Annotated in this window: 18 protein-coding genes and 1 other annotated feature; of the genes, 3 read left to right on the top strand and 15 right to left on the bottom strand. The window is 36.1% G+C overall.

What is annotated here, in order from left to right:
• Positions 1-88 precede the first annotated feature (88 nt).
• The 7 genes from bioB to MKO96_RS10240 all read right to left on the bottom strand — a co-directional run bounded on the left by bioB (position 89) and on the right by MKO96_RS10240 (position 6,349).
• The gene (gene bioB / locus MKO96_RS10270) at positions 89-1,087 is read right to left on the bottom strand and encodes a biotin synthase (RefSeq protein WP_097915906.1); all 999 of its coding nucleotides are present in this window, start codon (positions 1,085-1,087) and stop codon (positions 89-91) included.
• A 1-nt stretch (position 1,088) separates the two neighbouring features.
• A complete protein-coding gene (gene bioC, locus MKO96_RS10265; protein ID WP_088059602.1) occupies positions 1,089-1,898 on the bottom strand; it encodes a malonyl-ACP O-methyltransferase BioC in 810 nt (269 codons plus the stop codon).
• Positions 1,864-2,604 carry an alpha/beta fold hydrolase gene (locus tag MKO96_RS10260; RefSeq protein ID WP_097915904.1) on the bottom strand — a complete coding sequence of 247 codons (741 nt, stop codon included), beginning with the start codon at positions 2,602-2,604 and terminating at the stop codon, positions 1,864-1,866. Before MKO96_RS10260 ends, bioC begins: the two co-directional genes overlap by 35 nt.
• Positions 2,601-3,788, bottom strand: coding sequence for an 8-amino-7-oxononanoate synthase (gene bioF / locus MKO96_RS10255; protein ID WP_097915902.1), 1,188 nt, complete (start codon positions 3,786-3,788; stop codon positions 2,601-2,603). The genes MKO96_RS10260 and bioF overlap by 4 nt, the downstream gene beginning before the upstream one ends.
• Before the next feature lies 1 nt (position 3,789).
• Positions 3,790-4,482, bottom strand: coding sequence for an ATP-dependent dethiobiotin synthetase BioD (bioD, locus tag MKO96_RS10250; RefSeq protein ID WP_097915900.1), 693 nt, complete (start codon positions 4,480-4,482; stop codon positions 3,790-3,792).
• A complete protein-coding gene (gene bioA, locus MKO96_RS10245) occupies positions 4,482-5,870 on the bottom strand; it encodes an adenosylmethionine--8-amino-7-oxononanoate transaminase (protein WP_097993695.1) in 1,389 nt (462 codons plus the stop codon). Before bioA ends, bioD begins: the two co-directional genes overlap by 1 nt.
• A 122-nt stretch (positions 5,871-5,992) precedes the next feature.
• Positions 5,993-6,349, bottom strand: a complete 357-nt coding sequence (locus MKO96_RS10240; protein ID WP_141474862.1) for a hypothetical protein — start codon at positions 6,347-6,349, stop codon at positions 5,993-5,995.
• 142 nt (positions 6,350-6,491) lie between these two features.
• Positions 6,492-6,712, top strand: a binding site (T-box leader).
• A 277-nt stretch (positions 6,713-6,989) separates the two neighbouring features.
• Between MKO96_RS10240 and nhaC the strand changes: the two genes are divergently transcribed.
• The gene (nhaC, locus tag MKO96_RS10235) at positions 6,990-8,363 is read left to right on the top strand and encodes a Na+/H+ antiporter NhaC (RefSeq protein WP_097993698.1); all 1,374 of its coding nucleotides are present in this window, start codon (positions 6,990-6,992) and stop codon (positions 8,361-8,363) included.
• A gap of 48 nt (positions 8,364-8,411) precedes the next feature.
• Here the strand turns inward: nhaC and cpdB are convergent, their stop codons facing one another.
• Positions 8,412-10,733: a bifunctional 2',3'-cyclic-nucleotide 2'-phosphodiesterase/3'-nucleotidase gene (gene cpdB, locus MKO96_RS10230; protein ID WP_240587434.1), complete on the bottom strand. Its 2,322-nt coding sequence runs from the start codon at positions 10,731-10,733 to the stop codon at positions 8,412-8,414.
• Positions 10,734-11,095: 362 nt separating this feature from the next.
• On the opposite strand from cpdB, the gene MKO96_RS10225 reads away from it, so the two are divergent.
• Both MKO96_RS10225 and MKO96_RS10220 read left to right on the top strand, forming a co-directional pair.
• A complete protein-coding gene (locus MKO96_RS10225; RefSeq protein WP_087981809.1) occupies positions 11,096-11,875 on the top strand; it encodes a GDSL-type esterase/lipase family protein in 780 nt (259 codons plus the stop codon).
• A 72-nt stretch (positions 11,876-11,947) separates the two neighbouring features.
• Positions 11,948-12,394: a MarR family winged helix-turn-helix transcriptional regulator gene (locus MKO96_RS10220; RefSeq protein ID WP_087981810.1), complete on the top strand. Its 447-nt coding sequence runs from the start codon at positions 11,948-11,950 to the stop codon at positions 12,392-12,394.
• 24 nt (positions 12,395-12,418) lie between these two features.
• On the opposite strand, the gene MKO96_RS10215 is transcribed toward MKO96_RS10220, so the two are convergent.
• The 7 genes from MKO96_RS10215 to argC form a co-directional block, all read right to left on the bottom strand.
• A complete protein-coding gene (locus MKO96_RS10215) occupies positions 12,419-12,628 on the bottom strand; it encodes a hypothetical protein (protein ID WP_240587433.1) in 210 nt (69 codons plus the stop codon).
• A 58-nt stretch (positions 12,629-12,686) separates the two neighbouring features.
• Positions 12,687-13,247 carry a DUF2062 domain-containing protein gene (locus MKO96_RS10210; protein ID WP_087982726.1) on the bottom strand — a complete coding sequence of 187 codons (561 nt, stop codon included), beginning with the start codon at positions 13,245-13,247 and terminating at the stop codon, positions 12,687-12,689.
• Between the two features lie 179 nt (positions 13,248-13,426).
• Entirely contained in the window at positions 13,427-14,377 is a 951-nt protein-coding gene (argF, locus tag MKO96_RS10205) for an ornithine carbamoyltransferase (RefSeq protein ID WP_240587432.1), read from the bottom strand.
• A 12-nt stretch (positions 14,378-14,389) separates the two neighbouring features.
• Positions 14,390-15,550: an acetylornithine transaminase gene (locus MKO96_RS10200; RefSeq protein ID WP_240587431.1), complete on the bottom strand. Its 1,161-nt coding sequence runs from the start codon at positions 15,548-15,550 to the stop codon at positions 14,390-14,392.
• Complete coding sequence (gene argB / locus MKO96_RS10195; RefSeq protein WP_240587430.1) at positions 15,547-16,314, bottom strand: acetylglutamate kinase; 768 nt, start codon at positions 16,312-16,314, stop codon at positions 15,547-15,549. The genes MKO96_RS10200 and argB overlap by 4 nt, the downstream gene beginning before the upstream one ends.
• A gap of 11 nt (positions 16,315-16,325) precedes the next feature.
• Entirely contained in the window at positions 16,326-17,549 is a 1,224-nt protein-coding gene (argJ, locus tag MKO96_RS10190; RefSeq protein ID WP_240587429.1) for a bifunctional glutamate N-acetyltransferase/amino-acid acetyltransferase ArgJ, read from the bottom strand.
• A gap of 10 nt (positions 17,550-17,559) precedes the next feature.
• Positions 17,560-18,597, bottom strand: a complete 1,038-nt coding sequence (gene argC / locus MKO96_RS10185) for an N-acetyl-gamma-glutamyl-phosphate reductase (protein WP_240587428.1) — start codon at positions 18,595-18,597, stop codon at positions 17,560-17,562.
• Positions 18,598-18,791 lie beyond the last annotated feature (194 nt).

Genomic DNA, 18,791 nt, shown 5'->3' with positions numbered 1-18,791 from the left:
AACCAATAGTATCAAGCTTTCACAACTATTTATTACATTTTATTTACAAAAAAAGCAAACTCTTTTACAAGTTTGCTTTTTATCTATCTTATAATGCACATTCTTCAATCTCAAACCCTAAATCTTCAATCATACCCCAGTCTGCAGTCGGTTCTTGTCCAGCTGTCGTTAAGTAATCTCCAACAAAAATAGAATTTGCTGCAAATAATCCAATTGGCTGTACAGAACGTAAATTGATTTCACGTCCCCCTGAAATGCGAATTTCTTTCGTTGGGTTTACAAAACGCATCATCGCCAGCACTTTTAAACATTCTATCGGCGTTAATTCTTTTTGTCCTTCAAGCGGCGTACCCTTTACAGCAACAAGAAAATTACATGGAATTGAATCTGCATCTATACGTTGTAATTCAAATCCAATTTCAGCACGTTCTTCTATTGTCTCTCCCATTCCAAAAATCGCCCCAGAGCATGGTGAAATGCCTGCTTGTTTCGCTTTTTGAACTGTATCAACACGATCATCATACGTATGAGTTGAGCAAATACTTTCGTAATTATTTGCATGTGTATTTAAGTTGTGGTTATAACGATGTACACCCGCTTCTGCTAAACGTCCTGCTTGATCTTCGTTTAAGAAACCTAAACAACAACAAATCTTCAAATCTGTCGTTTCACGAATCTCCTTAACTGCTCCAATTACGTGATTCACCTCTTTATCCGTCGGACGACGACCAGATGCTACAATACAATATGTACCCGCTTTACGGCGAATTGCTTCGTGTGCTCCTTCTACAATCTTTTCCTGTGTTAGCCATGCATATTTATCAATCGGCGCCTCTGAAATAATAGACTGTGAACAATATCCGCAATCTTCAGGACATAATCCAGATTTCGTATTAATAATCATATTTAATTTTACTTTTTTACCAAAGTGATGATGGCGAATGATGTAAGCTGCATTCATAATTTCTAACACTTCTGTATCATCAGCTTCTAATATTGCAATTGCATCCTCTTTCGTAATCATTTTCTCTTCTACTACGTCATGTGCAAGTTTTTTCCAGTCCCTTTTTGTTTGTACTTGTTTCATTTCATCTCTTCCCCTCTTTTGTTATATGCATAAATAAAGCGTGATACGTCGCCATTATCCCTTCATTTTCCGTGAAGTCTCTTTCGTATATGCGAAGCATCGCACGAAAGAGTGAGGGACTTTGACAATAGGATTCTTCATTACTATTAGTCGCTCCTACTTTTCGAATAGAGTGTAGAAACTCCCTAACTTCTGTAAATCTCTCTATGTAACATGTTTCAGATACATGCACATCCCCTGTTTCTATTTCACACATATGGCGCAACTGATTTTTCGAATAAAAACGTTGCCCAATCGATGTTTCATTTTGTATATTTTTTTCTTCTTTCGCCCGCTGGAATGAAGCATGCAATTCTTGAAATGTTTCATGTCCAAACGTTGAAAAGAGTAATATCCCATCTATAGACAAATGATGAAATAAATTTCTTATCACTTGTTTTAAATCATTTAGCCATTGAAATGTAGCATTCGAAATAATGACATCATACGTTCCTTCTAGTCGTAATCTTTCGATATCCTCACAGTAAAACGTTACATTTTTCACATTTTGTCTAGTTTTCGCAACCTCAATCATACTTTCAGCAAAATCAATGGCTGTAATATGCGCTTTCGGAAATAAGTTTGATAATTGCTCTGTAACATATCCTGTCCCGCATCCAAGTTCTAAAATACGTATCGTTGAATTTGCACTATATCGCCGATTCAATGTAGAAAGTAATGAATGTGCCATCTTTTTTTGTACATTTGCATATTGATCGTAGGATACAGCTGCCACGTTAAACCGTTTTTGAAGTAACGTTTTGTTGATCATGTCGTATCCCCTCTACAAATTGAATTATCTCATTTCCGCAATATTCGAAATTCATTACGCATAATGCGTGTCCAGCCTCACTTACTACCTTGAGCGTGGCAGTCTCATTCTCCGCCATACTACGCGCTGCAGACAATGGACAAATTACATCCTGCTCTCCATGAATAAGTAGGATAGGGACTTTAATTTCTTTCAGTTCTTCTCTCATATCTGCTTCTATTAAATACTCCAAACCTAATTGCAAAGACTGAATAGAATCACCTTTAAAGCGTTTTATCATATCTTCAAACCTTTTATTCTCTTTCAGCTCATCTTTTGTAAACATATTTTCATAAAACCGCTTGAGCGTATCTTCTTTCTTTCTCGCTAAATTCTTTTTCAGCCGTTCTACATGCAGAGTATTCCATCCACTCGTATAATCGCTCGTATTTGTAAATTTGGTAGTACCACCAATTAGTACGATACCTTTTGCCTTAACCTTTTTATGAGCTTGAACTGCTGCTAACGCTCCTAGTGACCATCCAACTAAAATTACATTTTCATCTTTTGCTACATCTATTATTCGCCCCGCAAATTCACTTTGTTCTTTCACATTACGCCAATTGATACATTGAACAGAATATCCTTTAAAATACGGCAGAACTAAAGTCCAAACACCTTCTTCCATTCCCCATCCAGGAATAAAAATAACCTTTAGCTCTTTCATACGAAAAACCCCTCTTCTTTATCAATGCGTATAATATGCTGAATAGCCCATTTCAAATCAGCTATTGTATGTTGGGACGTAACTGCAAAACGGACCCGTGAACTATTAACCGGAACCGTTGGTGGACGAATTGCAATTGCTGCAATACCTACCTCTTGCAGCCTTCTACTAAACCGTAAAGCTGCTTCATTTGAACCGACTACAATCGGTACAATATGAGTTGAGCTATTCCCAATATCAAAACCAGCTTCTTGCAAATGTGTCCTAAAATATGCTCCATTCGCTATAAGTCTCTCTCTTCTTTCATTATCTTCTTTCACAATTTCAATTGCTTTTTGCACTGCTCCTAACGTTCCTGGTGGTAAAGCTGTTGTAAAAATAAAGCTTCTCATCATATTTTGTAAATACTCTATATAAATTGCATCACCTGTCAAATACGCACCATAGCACCCTAGAGCTTTGCTAAACGTCCCCATATGTATATCAATTTTTTGAGCAATATCTTTTTCTATATGAGACAACCCTGCTCCATCAATTCCATATATTCCACTCGCATGTGCTTCATCGACTATAATCATTGCTCCATATTTCTCTTTCATTTGCACTAAATCTCTTAAATATGCAGTATCACCATCCATACTAAAAACAGTATCTGTTACGATTAATTTTTTCTTTTTTGGCGGTGCTACTTGCAACAGCTTCTCTAAATGATCTAAATCATTATGACGATACCTTTTATGCTCTGCTCCGCTTAATATAATCCCATCAACGATGCTTGCGTGATTTAATTTGTCACTAAACACAATATCGTGACGACAGGCTAATGAAGAAATCACTCCAACATTTGCGGTATATCCACTATTTACAACTAAGGCTTTTTCGGTGCCTTTCCAATCGCATATACTTCTCTCAACCTCTTCATACAGTGAATAATTTCCTACAACGAGCCTTGATGCTGTCGCTCCAGTTCCATATTTTCTTGTGCATGCAATAGCAGCTTCTTTTAACCTCTCATCTCCAGCTAACCCTAAATAATTATTTGACGCTAAATTTAGCATCCTTTTTTCATCTCGAATAAGCCATGTCTCTTCTGCTTGTTCTGTTACATGCAAATTGCGATACTGCCCTTGCTTATTTAATTGTTGCAATTTAGATTGAAGATGTGTGCGCCACGTTTGATTCATTTCAGATGAACTCCTCTAATTTTGAAATCATTATATACTCTTTTGCAGATTCCAAGACTTCTTCTTCTGTAAACGCACCTTCAAAGAATGGTAATAAACCTAAAACCGGTACTCCACTTAGCTCTTCAATCATTTCTTTATTTTCTTGTACTCTTTCCATTTCACATTCTTTGCAGCCGGATAAAATTACACCTGCTACCGTTAAGCCATGTGCCTTTGCATAAGCAATCGTTAAAACTGTATGATTTACTGTTCCTAATGTAGGGCGTGCGACTATAATAAGAGGAAGCTGTAATTCCTTTGCGAAATCAATTACTAAAGCGTCTTCTGTATATGGAACAGCCAGTCCACCTGCTCCTTCTACAAATAGGCTATTAAACTCTTTCAATCGTTCATTATAGTGATCCATAATGTCTTTTAAATGTACTACTCTTCCAGCTCTTTTCATGGCAAGTCTCGGAGCAAGAGGCTCTTCAATAGAATAAGGGCAAATTTCATCTTCTTTTGTCGGTACACCTGATAATGCTTTTAACCTTGCTGCATCTCCCTCTGGATTTGATGCAACATGTCCACTTTGCAACGGTTTATATACCCCTATGTTATATCCCAATTCTCTAAATACACCTGCTAATGCACCGGCAACTACAGTTTTCCCCACTTCAGTATCCGTTGCTGTAACAAAAAAACCGCCCATTATTCTCCCTCCGTAACATCCGAGATTGATTTATACAAAATACGTAACATATCATCAATCTCATCAATTGTAGAAGAAAGAGGAGGCATAAATACAATCGTATTACCGAGTGGTCGCAAAATCATGCCCAGCTCTCTTGAACGTTTACATACTTGAACACCGACTCTCTCTGTCCATTCAAACGCTTCTTTCGTTTCCTTATTCTTCACAAGTTCAATTCCAACCATTAACCCGCACTGACGAATATCACCTACATGTTTATACGTAAAGAGCGATTCTAATTGCGTCGCCACATATTCTGTCTTACGTGCCACTTCTTCTATTAAATTTGTTTTCTCGTATAGCTCTAGATTCGCAATGGCTACCGCACACCCTAACGGATTCCCTGTATAACTATGACCGTGGAAAAACGTTTTTTGTTCTTCATAGTCTCCTAAAAAGGCATTATAAATTTCATCTGTCGTTACGGTGATTGCAACTGGTAAATATCCACCTGTTAAACCTTTTCCGGCTGTTAAAATGTCTGGTGTTACATTTTCATGTTCACATGCAAACATTTTCCCGGTACGCCCAAATCCAGTCGCTACCTCATCTGTAATAAATAAAACATTATATTTTGTACATAAATTACGGAGCCCTCTTAAGTATCCTTTTGGCATTGTAATCATACCGCCAGCACCTTGCATTAAAGGCTCTACAATAATCGCCGCAATTTCTTCATGCTTTTCTTTCAGCAGCTCTTCCATTTCTTCTAAATGTTTTTTCACAATTTCCTCCTTATTATTTCCATAAGGAGAACGATATGTATATGGATACGGCATTTTAATTGCCTCAAATAAAAGTGAACTATACACTTGGTGAAACAAGTCTATCGCTCCTACTGAAACAGCTCCAATTGTATCACCGTGATACGCTTCTTTTAATGTAACAAATCTTTGTTTCTTCGGTTTTCCTTTATGCTGCCAATATTGAAAGGCCATCTTAATTGCAATTTCAACGGCACTAGAACCGGAGTCTGAATAGAATACTTTCTTCAAACCTTCTGGCACAACTTCAATTATTTTTTCTGCTAATAAAATAGATGGAACGTTAGCAAGTCCTAACATAGTAGAATGGGCAATTTTATTTAATTGCTCACGAATTGCTCCATCTAATTCTGGTACTTGATGTCCGTGAACATTTAACCAAATAGATGAAACACCATCCCAATATTCATTTCCATTTACATCGTATAGCTTTCTTCCCTCTCCACGTTCAATAATGACAGGATCTTCTTCTAAATAATCTTTCATTTGTGTAAACGGATGCCATACATAAGCTTTATTTTTCTCCGATAATTCTTCATATGTATAAGACGATTTTTCAGTCGTATTACTATTAACAGTCACAATTGTCACCCCTAATGTTAACTATTTTATAGATAAAGTTAACATTAAATTTAAATGACTGTCAATTATTTTTAAATCAAATAGTTCTTAAAAAAGAACAACTTATCATACGATAAGTTGTTCTACTTTCCATGTTGTATCTTTCCTATTTCTAAAATAATCTCTTCATCTTTTTTTCCTTCTGTATCTATTCCACGTTGTTTTGCATGTTCAATTAATAAATCATGGCGCTTCTCAAATCTTGCGGTATTTACTTCTTTCGTAACCTCTTCTTTTGTTTTCTCTTCAGTAGAAACTCCTAGTTTCTCAGCTGCTTTTTCCATCGACTTCTTCTCTTCAGCTTCTTTCACTTTCTTCACTTCTGACTGCTGTATTTGCTTTTGTTTCGCCTGCTCTGATTCAGCTGCAAAAGCTGTGTAAATTCCAGCACTTCCGCCAATGACTAGTAAGGTGGTAAAAAGAATTATTTTTTTCTTCACTCTTTCCTCCCCTTTCAAATTCATTATAACGTACAAATTTAGAACATTAAAAACATTTAACCTTTATTCCCCTAAAAAAATATTGAACATTTTTATTGACATATAAGATGAAAATGTGATAAAAATTTAACTAACATCATATGAATCGGCATTGATAGGATTTAGTAGTATTTCGGTTTCTGATTTCAGAGAGCTGGTGGTCGGTGCGAACCAGTACAGAGCGAATTATGAATTACCCCCTGGAGCTTCTTTTGCGAAACGTAAGGAGTAGTGAAAGACGGTTATAGACCGTTATATCTAAAGAGTGGTGAAACGAAACTGTTTCACAATTTAGGGTGGTACCGCGATTTTTTCGTCCCTGCATATATTGCAGGGGCGTTTTTATTTTATTAGCGCATATCATACGCCCCTTTATTTTGTGATACATTCATTTCACAAGCTAGGGTGGTACCGCGATTTCTTCGTCCCTGCATAATTATATGCAGGGACGTTTTTTTATCCAATCATTTCCGTATCATATTGAAGGATCAACAATTACCGGTAATTTGTCACAAAATCCTAAAATTTAGAAGGAAATAAACAATATTGGCGAATTTTATATAAAAAAGAGCTATTTTAGATTACTTAGGAGGGAAAAACAATGGTTTCAAAAATTGAATCTGTTCTTTTAACATTATTTATCTTTTTCTGTATTGGCTTTAGTGTTATCCAATTAGAAGTTTCACCACACATCCCAATTTTATTTGGTATCGTTCTTTTATTAGCATTTGGGTTTATGAAAAAAATCTCTTGGTCTACTATGGAAAAAGGGATGATCAGTAGTATTTCAGCTGGTATTCCATCTATTTTTATTTTCTTACTTGTAGGCGTATTAATTAGTGTTTGGATCGCTGCTGGAACAATTCCAACTTTAATGGTATACGGCTTCCAGATTGTATCTCCTAAAATTTTCGTTCCAACTGTTTTTGTAGTTTGTGCAATTGTTGGAACAAGTATCGGTAGCGCCTTTACAACTGCCGCAACTGTAGGACTTGCCTTTATGGGTATGGGTAGTGCTCTCGGATACGATCCGGCTCTAATCGCTGGTGCAATTATTTCTGGCGCATTCTTTGGAGATAAAATGTCTCCTTTATCTGATACAACAAACTTAGCTCCTGCTGTAACGGGTGTAGATTTATTTGAGCATATTCGTAACATGCTTTGGACAACAGTTCCAGCTTTCATCATTTCTTTTATCGCATTTTTTATTTTAGGAAGCGGTACGAGTGGAGACGTTGACTTCACAAACTTTATTAGCACATTAGAGAAAAATGCAACGATTTCTATCGTTACACTTATTCCAATTTTATTACTGTTCCTATTTGCATTTAAAAAAGTTCCAGCAGTTCCAACATTGCTTGCAGGAATTGTGGTAGGAATTATTATTCTCTTTATTTTTAAACCTAGCACTTCTTTAGCTGATTTAATGAAAATTATGCAAGACGGCTACGTTTCTAAAACTGGTATTAAAGATATTGATAGCTTACTATCTCGCGGTGGTCTACAAAGCATGATGATGTCGATTGCGCTTATTTTCCTAGCACTTTGTATGGGAGGATTATTACAAGGAATGGGTATTATCACGCAGCTCATGAATATCATCTCTAGCTTTGTAAAAAATAGCACACGCTTAATTATTTCTACTGCTTCAACTGCAATTGGTGTAAACTTCTTACTTGGTGAGCAGTACTTATCAATCGTTTTAACAGGACAAGCATTTGCTAACAAATACGATGAAGTCGGTTTAGAGCGTCGTAATTTATCACGCGTATTAGAAGATGCAGGTACAGTTATTAACCCGCTCGTACCATGGGGTGTAAGTGGCGTATTCTTAACAAACGTCCTTAGCGTTCCAACATTCGATTACCTTCCATTCGCAATTTTCTGTTTAGCTTGCCCAGTCTTAACAATTATTGTTGGTTTCACTGGATTTGGCCTTTCATGGAAGAAAGAAAAAGCTGTAACACTTTCATAATATATAAAAAGGATTACCTGAATCGGTAATCCTTTTTATATTTCTCCACTATCTATTTGCTTTCTTTCTTCTAAATAACAGAAGTAATCCCGCTCCAACAAACGCCAAGCCTGCTCCAATTGTAGAAGCAACACTTGTACCTGTTTTCGGTAAATCACGTTCATCTTTTTCAGCTTCTTTATTTTCACTTACAGTTGTTGTTGTTTCTTTTGTATTTTGATCATCTGTTGTAGTTTGTCCAGATCCAGTAGTGTTTCCATCTTGCTTTGGTTCATTACCATTATTACCTTCTTCTGTTGGCGGTGTTGGGTTTTCTCCATTACCTGTTGGCGGTGTCGTTGGATTTCCCCCATCACCTTTCGGTGGTATCGTTGGATTTCCTTCACCAGTTTCTTTATCATCATTCTTCTTCGTTATATCAATTGCATATTTAGCAAATTGATTTTCAGATGGTCCAACATATGAAATCTTCCCATCTTCCTTTATATACTTTTGTGCATTTGGTGAAGAATCAAATGTTGTATTTAATTTATCTGCAACAATCGGTTTAAACGCCCAATTTTGATCAGCTGTTGGATTAATAACTGGCGTTTCTTGCATATACTTTACAATGATTTGACGTGTTTCATCTTGCGATTGATATACAACTTCTCCTTTACTTACACCTGGGAACGTTTGGCTACTTCCGCGATAGTTATTTGTAGCGACGATGAACTCTTGATTGTCAGCTACTGGCTTACCTTCATATGTCATATTTATAATACGATTCGTATTTGCATTTACAACTTTTCCATCTTTATCGTATTTCGTTGGTTGTGTTACATCAATTTCGTATTTTAAGCCATCTAAAATATCGAAGTTATATGTAGGATAGCCTATATTTACTAACGGCTGTTCTTCTGTTTTCTTTGGATAAATTTGATTAAACTGACCTGCAGACATTTCAAGCCATTCTTTCACTTGTGCACCATTTACTTTTACAGCATATAACGTATTTGGATATACATATAAATCTGCGACGTTTTTAATCGCTAACGTTCCAGCTGGAATATCCGTATAATATGTAGCACCGTTTCGGCCACCTGCTTTAAATGGTGCGCCTGCAGATAAAACTGGAATTCCTTTATATTTGCTATACTGTCCATTTTCAGCAAATAACTTTTCTACATACCATTTTTGTGCATTTGTTACAAGTTGTACAGAAGGATCATCTTGTACTAATGAGAAATAACTATTAATTGGTGCTGTCGTTTTCCCTACAGCTGTATTCACATAATCAATTGTCGCTTGGTGATCATCTTTAATTTCATTAACTAATTTTTCATCAGATTGTACAAATGGGTTCCCTTTACTATCAGCAATCGGACGAAGTTGCGGCTTCGATTGCTCTTTTTGTATTTCCCATTCTCCGTTTACCTTTTTCAATTGCATATCAATAATACCTAAGTTACTTCCAAAGACACCAGGCATTACAACTGGAACACCATTAAATACATCCTTCACTTCAGTATGTGAATGTCCCATTAATACTGCATCTACACCAGGAACTTCTGTTAAATAATACGACGCGTTTTCCATGCCAACGTTGTATCCACTCTTATCAACGCCCGAATGCGCTAGTGCAACGATAACATCTGCACCTTCTGCTTTCATTTTTGGCACCATTTTCTTCGCTGTTTCAACTATATCTTTCGCTTTCACTTTTCCTTCTAAATTCGCTTTATCCCAGTTCATAACTTGAGGTGGAACAAATCCCATTACGCCAATTTTCACTTTTTGTTTTTGCCCTGATTCATCTTCTACTTCTTTTTCAAAAACATGATATGGTTTAAAGTAATTTTGGTCATTCTCTTCATTATTATCTTTATCATCTTTATAGACGTTCGAGTTAATAACCGGGAACTCTGTTTTACTAATTACTTTGTTTAAATAGTCTAAACCGTAGTTAAATTCATGATTCCCAAGAGAGATGACGTCATACTTCATTAAATTCATTAAACGATATAATGGATGTGTATAACTAGGATCCACAGGCTTCTTCGGATCATTTATTTTATTCGCTACATAATCTCCAAGCGGTGTCCCTTGTAATGCATCCCCATCATCGAATAGGACAGAGTTCTTCGCTTCTTCACGTGCTTTATTAACAAGTGTTGCCGTTTGCACGAGACCTACTTTATTATCTGTTTTCGTTTGATAATAATCGTAATTCATTAAGTTAACGTGAATATCTGATGTTTCTAGAATTCGTAAGTTAACCGTACTCTCCCCATTGTTTTCATCCGCATGAGCTGTTGTTGGCAACACTTGTGGTGCTATTACACCAATAGCAAGAGTTGCTCCAGCTAGCATTTTTTTTGACTTTTTCACAAAAAATCCCCCTTATACAATTACCAAAAATAATGAAATAAACCTCTATTTGCCTCTAACCACATACCTTTTTTCTTCTATTAGAGACAAGATTTCCATTTCATCCTGCGCTAATGAGTAGTCCCCTTAAACGCCCGATTAGTGAAACTTTAATTAGTTGGAAATAAAGCCCTACTCATTAAAATTTCACCTTATCTGACATTATCATATATAATGTACTTTCATATCGTCAATATTTTTTGACATACTTCTACAAATTTTCTGTAAAGTTGTTGTAAACTTTTCATAAACATATAATATGCCCTTACATTGTTAATACTGCTGAATATGATACAATTACCAATTACAAGGAGGATGAATTTATGAAAAAAGTCATCTTAACGATTGTTTGTCTCCTCCTTCTAATCATTTCTTATTCTTATTTTGAAAAGAACGATGAGACAAAACAAAATGAACCCGAAGAAAAAACAGAAAAAACATCTACTCCAAGTTGGATTGATAGGCAAACAAACGATTCCTTTTATCATCTCGTATTAGGTGATTCACTCGCCAAAGGATATGGGTCGACACAAGGGGGATTTGCTGAATTAGCTTCTAGACAAATAGAAGCACAAATTCATAAACCAATTACCGTAGAAAATCTTGGGATAAACGGTCTTACAACAGATCGTCTCGCTAAAAAAGTGCAATCAGAAGATGTAAAGCAAAAGATTAGAGAAGCAAATATCATTACGATTAATATTGGAGGAAATAATTTATTTCGCTTAAATCGTGATGTCGGTGTTATAGACGGTATTAAAATGTTAAATAAAGAAAAAGCTCATTTTGAAGCGGATATAAAAACTATTGTAAAGACAGTTCGCGATCAAAATCCGAACGCTTTACTCATTCTCTCAGAACTCTATAACCCGTTACAACTCGATGACTCCATCGCCAGTTATGCAGATATGTTTTTAGATGGCTGGAATGAATCCGTTTATTCCATTTCAAAAGCAAATCAACCATCTATCGTTTTGCCAGTTCGTAAATTAATATCGAATGATAAAAAAGATTTACTCTTTGACCAAGTACACCCAAATGATAACGGCTATGCGATTATTGCTAATGCGTTTACAAAGCAAGTGTTATCCTACAAATATTAAAGCGGTCATGAAACAATTCTATTTTTATACCCTGTCTTTTTTGTTACAATGATAGTGGAAGGGGGCCTTTATATGGAATCACGCGAGTGGGAACGTATTGTTGATCATCTTCTTTCGCTAGTGCCTCTTTTTTATCGCAAATTTATGCTTCCTGGAGAATTTTCTTCTCAAAGACATATGCCGCCATCACATACACAAGTATTGCTGCTTCTGCATGAAAATGGCACATTAGCAGTTTCCGAAATCGGCAAGCGGCTAGCGATTTCACGGCCTAACATGACACCTCTATTAAACAAACTAATTCAAGAAGAACTAATAGAGCGTCATTATAGCGAAAAAGATCGACGGGTCATTTTAATTTCCCTAACACCTGAAGGGAAATTGTTAGTAAATCAGTATCAACAATTCATTTTAGACAAATTAAAAGAAAATTTCCAAACATTATCTGAGGAAGAGCGCGAAAAGCTCATTCACTCTCTTCAAACCATTCAAAATTTAATTTTGAAAACAAACGCATAAAGCTGCTTCTACATAGAAGCAGCTTTATGATTCGTAATAATTACCGTAGTACACATTTGAATATGGCCATGTCATTAAATATGGTTTTTGTTCTTGCGTAGGCTGTTGTTGTGGTATTTGTGATAATTGCTGTAATTGTTGTTGTCGATATAATTCTTCGTATTGTCTACTCATATCATAAACCGGATAATAATTTACATATGGGTATACTTGCGGTACGTAATAATAATACATTCATTCTCTCCCCCTTTTTCTTAAACATATTCAAAGGAGAAAATGAATGTGACACTCTTTATATTTGCACGAGTGGTTCTCTCACTCGTTTCTTTCTGTTCTTCAAGCGTAGCTTACGGTTCTTTTCATATAAATAATGCACAACGAAATATGAAATTCCCCCAAACACAACTCCTAAAATCGTCATTCCAATTAATACATACACTTCACTTTGCAATAAACCCTTTAATATCGTAAAAATATGACTCGAAAACAAGTCAGATATCGTAAATGGTTCATGATGTATTTTTTGTACATGAAATGGATATATCATTTTTCCTAACGCATAAGCAAATGGAAATAAAAATATCGGTAGAAACGATATTTTCCCAATAATATTGCCAATAACCGCAGCAGGAAAAGATCCCTTTGCTAATCGAACGATCGGATAAAATATTACATATACGAGCGATGCCGTATATATAACCAACATCTCTAAACCAAAACCAATCGCAAAACCTAATGATACTTTCTTCGCTCCTTCTGGCGATCGAAGCAACTTATAATATTGAAACTTTAATATTCTCCACATCCGCTGAAAAAACGAATATGTTTTCTTAGTTGTTTTCAAATTCATCATCTCTTTAACTATATTTTTTCTATCTAGTATGTCCTTACATGATATGAAAAACAAATGTAGTTTACTCTTTTTATTATAAATGATATAGAGATGATTAACCAAATATACATACGACATTTCAATATAAAAAAGCACACCTCCAATTGTTATTCGTACCTAACAATTGGGGTGCACATCATTCAGGAAAGTTCTTCTACATTTTTAAATAAACTTACTAATAATGCTTTTTGCGCGTGCAATCGATTACCAGCTTGCTCAAATACGATAGACTGTGGTCCATCTATAACTTCTCCTGTTACTTCTTCTTCACGATGGGCAGGTAAACAGTGTAAGAAACGATATGTTTGCTTCGCATGCATAACAAGTTCTTTATTAATTTGGTAAGGTTGAAATAAAGTATATTTCTCGTCTTCTCCCTCTTGCCCCATACTCATCCAAACGTCAGTATAAATGAAATCTGCTTCACTCACTGCTAATTCAGGGTTATGCAAAATTTCAATTTCAGCTCCTGTTTCTTCAGCAATCACTAACGCTTTTTTTACAATTTCCTCATTCGGTTCATATCCTACAGGCGTCGCAACAGTCATATTCATTCCAACTTTTGCACTCGCTAACAACAATGAATGACATACGTTATTCCCGTCACCTACATAAGCCAATTTTATTCCTTTAAATGTATTTATTTCTTCATATATTGTCATTAAATCTGCCAACGCCTGACAAGGATGGTGATCGTCCGTTAATCCATTAATAACAGGAATGCTCGATTCTTTTGCAAGCTCTTCTACATCGGCATGTGAAAATGTACGTATCATGATCCCATCAATATAATGAGATAATACTTTCGCAGTATCTGAAACGCTCTCCCCTCTTCCAATTTGCATCTCTTTCCCACTTAAAAACATGCCATGTCCTCCAAGCTGTACCATTCCTGCTTCAAAAGATACGCGAGTACGAGTTGAATGTTTATCAAAGATAAGCCCTAATATTTTTCCTTGTAATAAAGGCTCTTGCTTATTCTTTTTTAAATATATAGCGAACTCAATTAAAGAAATGATTTCTTCTTGCGTCAGTTCTTCTAATGTTAACAGATCTTTCGTATTTAATTTCGGTACTTGTACAGTTGACATGGAATTTCCCCCTTATATGATTGATACGTTTTTTGTACAAACTACTTTTTTTATCATATATACTGCCTGTTCTAGCTCTTCATTCGTTACAATAAGTGGTGGTAATAGTCTTATCACATTAGGCCCTGCTTGTAATACGAGAAGCCCTTCTTTCTCTAGTTTTTCTATAAAACTTGCAACTTCATGCTTACACTCAATCCCAATCATAAGTCCCTTACCACGTATATTTTGAATACATTCAACATGTCGTAATTCCTCTCGCAACTTCTCTAATACGTACTCGCCCTTTTCCTTTACCTCTTTTAAAAATGATGGATTCTTACTTACTTGCAATACTTCTTTCGCTGCAGCCATTGCAATATAATTCCCGCCAAACGTTGAACCGTGTGATCCTGCAGTAAACGATGTTCCAAGTTCTTTCCGGCCAATCATCGCTCCAACGGGAATGCCATTGCCAAGCGCCTTAGCAGTAGTAACAATATGAGGATGTATTCCCATTTGTTCATAAGCAAATAATGTCCCTGTTCTTCCAATCCCTGTTTGTACCTCGTCAATAATAAATAAGGAACCGAATTTATTGCATAATGTTTCAATTGCTTTCAAAAAAGATAGATTAGCAGGTATGACTCCTCCCTCTCCTTGAACAACTTCTACCATTACCGCCGCGGCTTCTTCATTCATTACTTCCTCTAACGCCTTCACATCGTTAAAAGGGGTATGTAAAAAAGACGGAAGGAGCGGACCAAACCCTTCTTTCACTTTATTTTGACCCGTCGCACTCATCGTTGCGAATGTTCTACCGTGAAAAGACTGCTGGCATGTTACGACGAGAGATTTTCCAGTATGCTTACGAGCTAGCTTCAACGCAGCTTCATTCGCCTCTGCCCCGCTATTACAGAAAAAAACAGAATCTAATGTTATATTTTCTGTTAATAATGATGCGACCTCTTCTTGTAAGCTGTTTGTAAACAGGTTAGATATATGCCATAAATCATTAAGTTGCTCTTGTACAGCTTTCATAACAGTAGGGTGACAATGACCTAAATTACATACGCCAATTCCTGATGTGAAATCTAAATATTGCTTACCATTCTTATCAAAGACTTCCGTTCCACTTCCCTTTACAAACTCAATATTTCTTCTCCCATACGTTTGAAAAAGATGACTTGTCATACGATACTTACTCCTTTCGTTACCGTCGTTCCGATACAATCTCCCGTAACTTCAGTAAAATCTTTTGTACCGTTCACAATACTTATCTTTTGCACTCCCATTTTTAATGACGCTAGTGCCGCCTGTACTTTCGGAATCATCCCGCCTGTAATAACTCCTTTTTCTATAAAAGTAACAATTTCAAATTCATCCGTTTTCTTTACTAATTTTCCTTCATGTAATATCCCATCTACATCCGTAATAAAAATGAGTTCTTTTGCGGATAACGCGGCCGCAATTCCAGCTGCAGCTGTATCCGCATTTATGTTATAAATCTCATTATCATTTATCCCAACCGGAGCAATAACGGGAATATAATTCAAATTTATCAATCCTTTTAATAAGGCTGTTTCGACATAACTTACTTCTCCCACATATCCTATTTCTTCGCTGACAGGTTGAACTTGAAGTAAATTTCCGTCACACCCTGAACAACCTACCGCAAGTAAATTATGCCTTTGCAACTTCATTACAAATTTTTTATTCGTACTTCCGCATAGCACCATTTGAACAATATCCATAACTTCTTTTGGTGTTACTCGTAACCCATCTCTTTTTTCTACTTTGATGTTACAATCTTTTAATTTTGCATCAATTTCTGGGCCGCCACCATGGACAATCACTACTTTATACTTCTGTTGCAATTTCTTTATACAGTCAAAAAACACATCATTTAATTGATCCAACATACTACCGCCGCATTTCACTACAATATAATCGCTCATCTTCCCTCTCCTTATGTACGATAACAAGCGTTTATTTTCACATATTCATAGCTTAAGTCACAGCCCCAAGCTGATCCGGTCTCTTCTCCTAAATGTAAATACACATTAATCATAATTTCATGTTCTTTTAATTTCCTTTTCATTTCCTCTTCAGAAAACATTTGAGGCTCACTATTTTTTAACACAGCGATAGATTGCAGAGTAATATCAATTGTATCCGGATGAATCGCTACTTCACTTTGTCCCATACTGCTAATAATTCGCCCCCAATTTGGGTCTTCACCATGTATTGCTGTTTTCACAAGACTCGAACCGACTATTTGCTTTGCAATTTTCTTTGCCTCTTCATTCGTTCGAGCTCCTAGCACATTTACTTCTATTAACTTCGTAGCACCTTCACCATCTTGTGCAATTTTTTTTGCTAAATCTTCACATACCTTCTGTAAAGCAAATACGAAAGTTTCCCAATCTGCATGTTCCATATTGATTGGTTTCGTTTCTGATAATCCACTTGCCATAACGATGACCATATCATTCGTAGAAGTATCTCCATCCACCGTAATTTGATTAAATGTATGATTCGTTATTTGTGATAATGCTATTTGCAATACATCATGCTCTACATGAGCGTCTGTCGTAATAAAACTCAGCATCGTTGCCATATTCGGATGAATCATCCCTGAACCTTTAGCAACACCAGCAAGCACCACTTTCTTCCCATCAATCATCATCTCATAGCACGTTTCTTTCGTTATAAGATCCGTCGTTAAAATCGCTTCAGAAAAAGAATGAGCTTCACTTACCTCCTTCGTCGGGATAAGATTTGCAACTCCCTTTCGGATTATATCCATCGGTAAAGGAACACCAATTACACCTGTTGAAGCTATTGCAACGTAATTTTCTTTCACTCCAAAATGTTCGGCCCCTAATGCACGTATCTCGTAAGCATCTTGTAATCCTTTCATTCCTGTACAAGCATTTGCATTTCCACTATTGACGATAATCGCTTGTAATTTCCCCTCAGCTGCTATACTGTCTTTCGTTACTTGCAGCGGGGCTGCTTGTATTTGATTCGTTGTATAAACGGCGGCACATGATGCTGGCACTTCACAAATGATTACACCTAGATCCTTTTTTTCTTTTTTTAAACCATTTGCAGTACCGATTGCCGAAAAGCCTTTTGGCGTTACAATTGAACCATTTTCTAATTTTGTTATAGACTCTACTTTAATCATCATGTCCCCCTTATGGATAAAGCGGCATATGTTGTAAACCTGTTGTTTCTTCTAGTCCCGCTACTATGTTTGCATTTTGAATCGCTTGCCCAGCCGCACCTTTCATCATATTGTCTATAACCGAAACGACTGTCACTCTTCCTGTTCTTTCATCGCAAGCTATCCCCATATCACAATAATTTGAGCCCCTCACTTCTTTCGGACTTGGAAACTCTCCTTGCGTGCGAATTCGAATAAAAGCCGATTGTTCATATGCTTCTTCATATAATTTTTGAAGTTGTTCTATTTCCATTTCTCGTTTTACTTTCGCATAAAGTGTAATCATAATCCCCCGTGATATTGGTATTAAATGTGTACTAAACGTGATTGGCTTCGTTTCCCTATTCCATTCTGCAAGTATTTGCTCAATCTCAGGAATGTGTTGATGCTCATTTACTTTATAAATGTGCAAGTTATCGTATAACTCAGGAAAGTGAGTCATCGTTGTTGGCGTTTTGCCCGCTCCAGATACTCCTGATTTCGCATCAATAATAATGGAATCTTCTTCAATCATGCCGCTACGTACTAACGGCAATATCGCTAATAATGCGGCTGTAGCAAAACATCCTGGGTTTGCAATTAAATTTGCATTTTGAATCTCGGACCTTTTCCATTCACTTAACCCATATACAGCTTCCCCAAGGACCTCTTCTTTTGCAGCTGTCCTTTTATACCACTGTTCATATGTCGAAGGATCTTTCATACGAAAGTCTCCAGATAGGTCAATTACTTTTAAACCTGTTGCTAATAATTTTGGTGTTAACTCTGCCGACACTCCTGCTGGGGTTGCTAAAAATACAATTTCTGCTTTCTTCTTTATTTCCTCCGTATCAATTTCTTGTAACGTATGAACAAGAACATTTTGAAAATGCGGATATACATTTGTTATACATTCGCCAACTTGCGAAAAAGAATGAAGAGATGCTATCGAAAAATATGGATGTTGCTCTAATAACCGAATTAACTCAATACCTCCATACCCAGTTGCTCCAATAATTGCGACTTTCATATGCTCCTCCTCATATCGATTCTTTAAATTAAGTATGATTATAATATTGTATATTTATAGAGTCAATTAAATATTTATAAATTTTATAAACTTAAAAAACTTAATTTTACTAGAAAAACAATATACACAACCGAATTTTTATACAAAAATAGTGTATAGTAGTTTTTTCATTTCACTTCAAGTACAATAAAACA

Origin of the sequence: Bacillus sp. ES1-5, assembly GCF_022487605.1 — a bacterium.
Lineage (GTDB): Bacteria > Bacillota > Bacilli > Bacillales > Bacillaceae_G > Bacillus_A > Bacillus_A wiedmannii.
Note: the sequence above shows the minus strand (reverse complement) of the source record. Positions and strands in the feature narration are given on the sequence as shown.

Coding starts and splice junctions, on each gene's coding strand:
- bioB (WP_097915906.1), bottom strand. CDS start 1,087: ATGAAACAAGTACAAACAAAAAGGGACTGGAAAAAACTTGCACATGAC.
- bioC (WP_088059602.1), bottom strand. CDS start 1,898: ATGATCAACAAAACGTTACTTCAAAAACGGTTTAACGTGGCAGCTGTA.
- MKO96_RS10260 (WP_097915904.1), bottom strand. CDS start 2,604: ATGAAAGAGCTAAAGGTTATTTTTATTCCTGGATGGGGAATGGAAGAA.
- bioF (WP_097915902.1), bottom strand. CDS start 3,788: ATGAATCAAACGTGGCGCACACATCTTCAATCTAAATTGCAACAATTA.
- bioD (WP_097915900.1), bottom strand. CDS start 4,482: ATGGGCGGTTTTTTTGTTACAGCAACGGATACTGAAGTGGGGAAAACT.
- nhaC (WP_097993698.1), top strand. CDS start 6,990: ATGGTTTCAAAAATTGAATCTGTTCTTTTAACATTATTTATCTTTTTC.
- MKO96_RS10225 (WP_087981809.1), top strand. CDS start 11,096: ATGAAAAAAGTCATCTTAACGATTGTTTGTCTCCTCCTTCTAATCATT.
- MKO96_RS10220 (WP_087981810.1), top strand. CDS start 11,948: ATGGAATCACGCGAGTGGGAACGTATTGTTGATCATCTTCTTTCGCTA.
- MKO96_RS10215 (WP_240587433.1), bottom strand. CDS start 12,628: ATGTATTATTATTACGTACCGCAAGTATACCCATATGTAAATTATTAT.
- MKO96_RS10210 (WP_087982726.1), bottom strand. CDS start 13,247: ATGATGAATTTGAAAACAACTAAGAAAACATATTCGTTTTTTCAGCGG.
- argF (WP_240587432.1), bottom strand. CDS start 14,377: ATGTCAACTGTACAAGTACCGAAATTAAATACGAAAGATCTGTTAACA.
- MKO96_RS10200 (WP_240587431.1), bottom strand. CDS start 15,550: ATGACAAGTCATCTTTTTCAAACGTATGGGAGAAGAAATATTGAGTTT.
- argB (WP_240587430.1), bottom strand. CDS start 16,314: ATGAGCGATTATATTGTAGTGAAATGCGGCGGTAGTATGTTGGATCAA.
- argJ (WP_240587429.1), bottom strand. CDS start 17,549: ATGATTAAAGTAGAGTCTATAACAAAATTAGAAAATGGTTCAATTGTA.
- argC (WP_240587428.1), bottom strand. CDS start 18,597: ATGAAAGTCGCAATTATTGGAGCAACTGGGTATGGAGGTATTGAGTTA.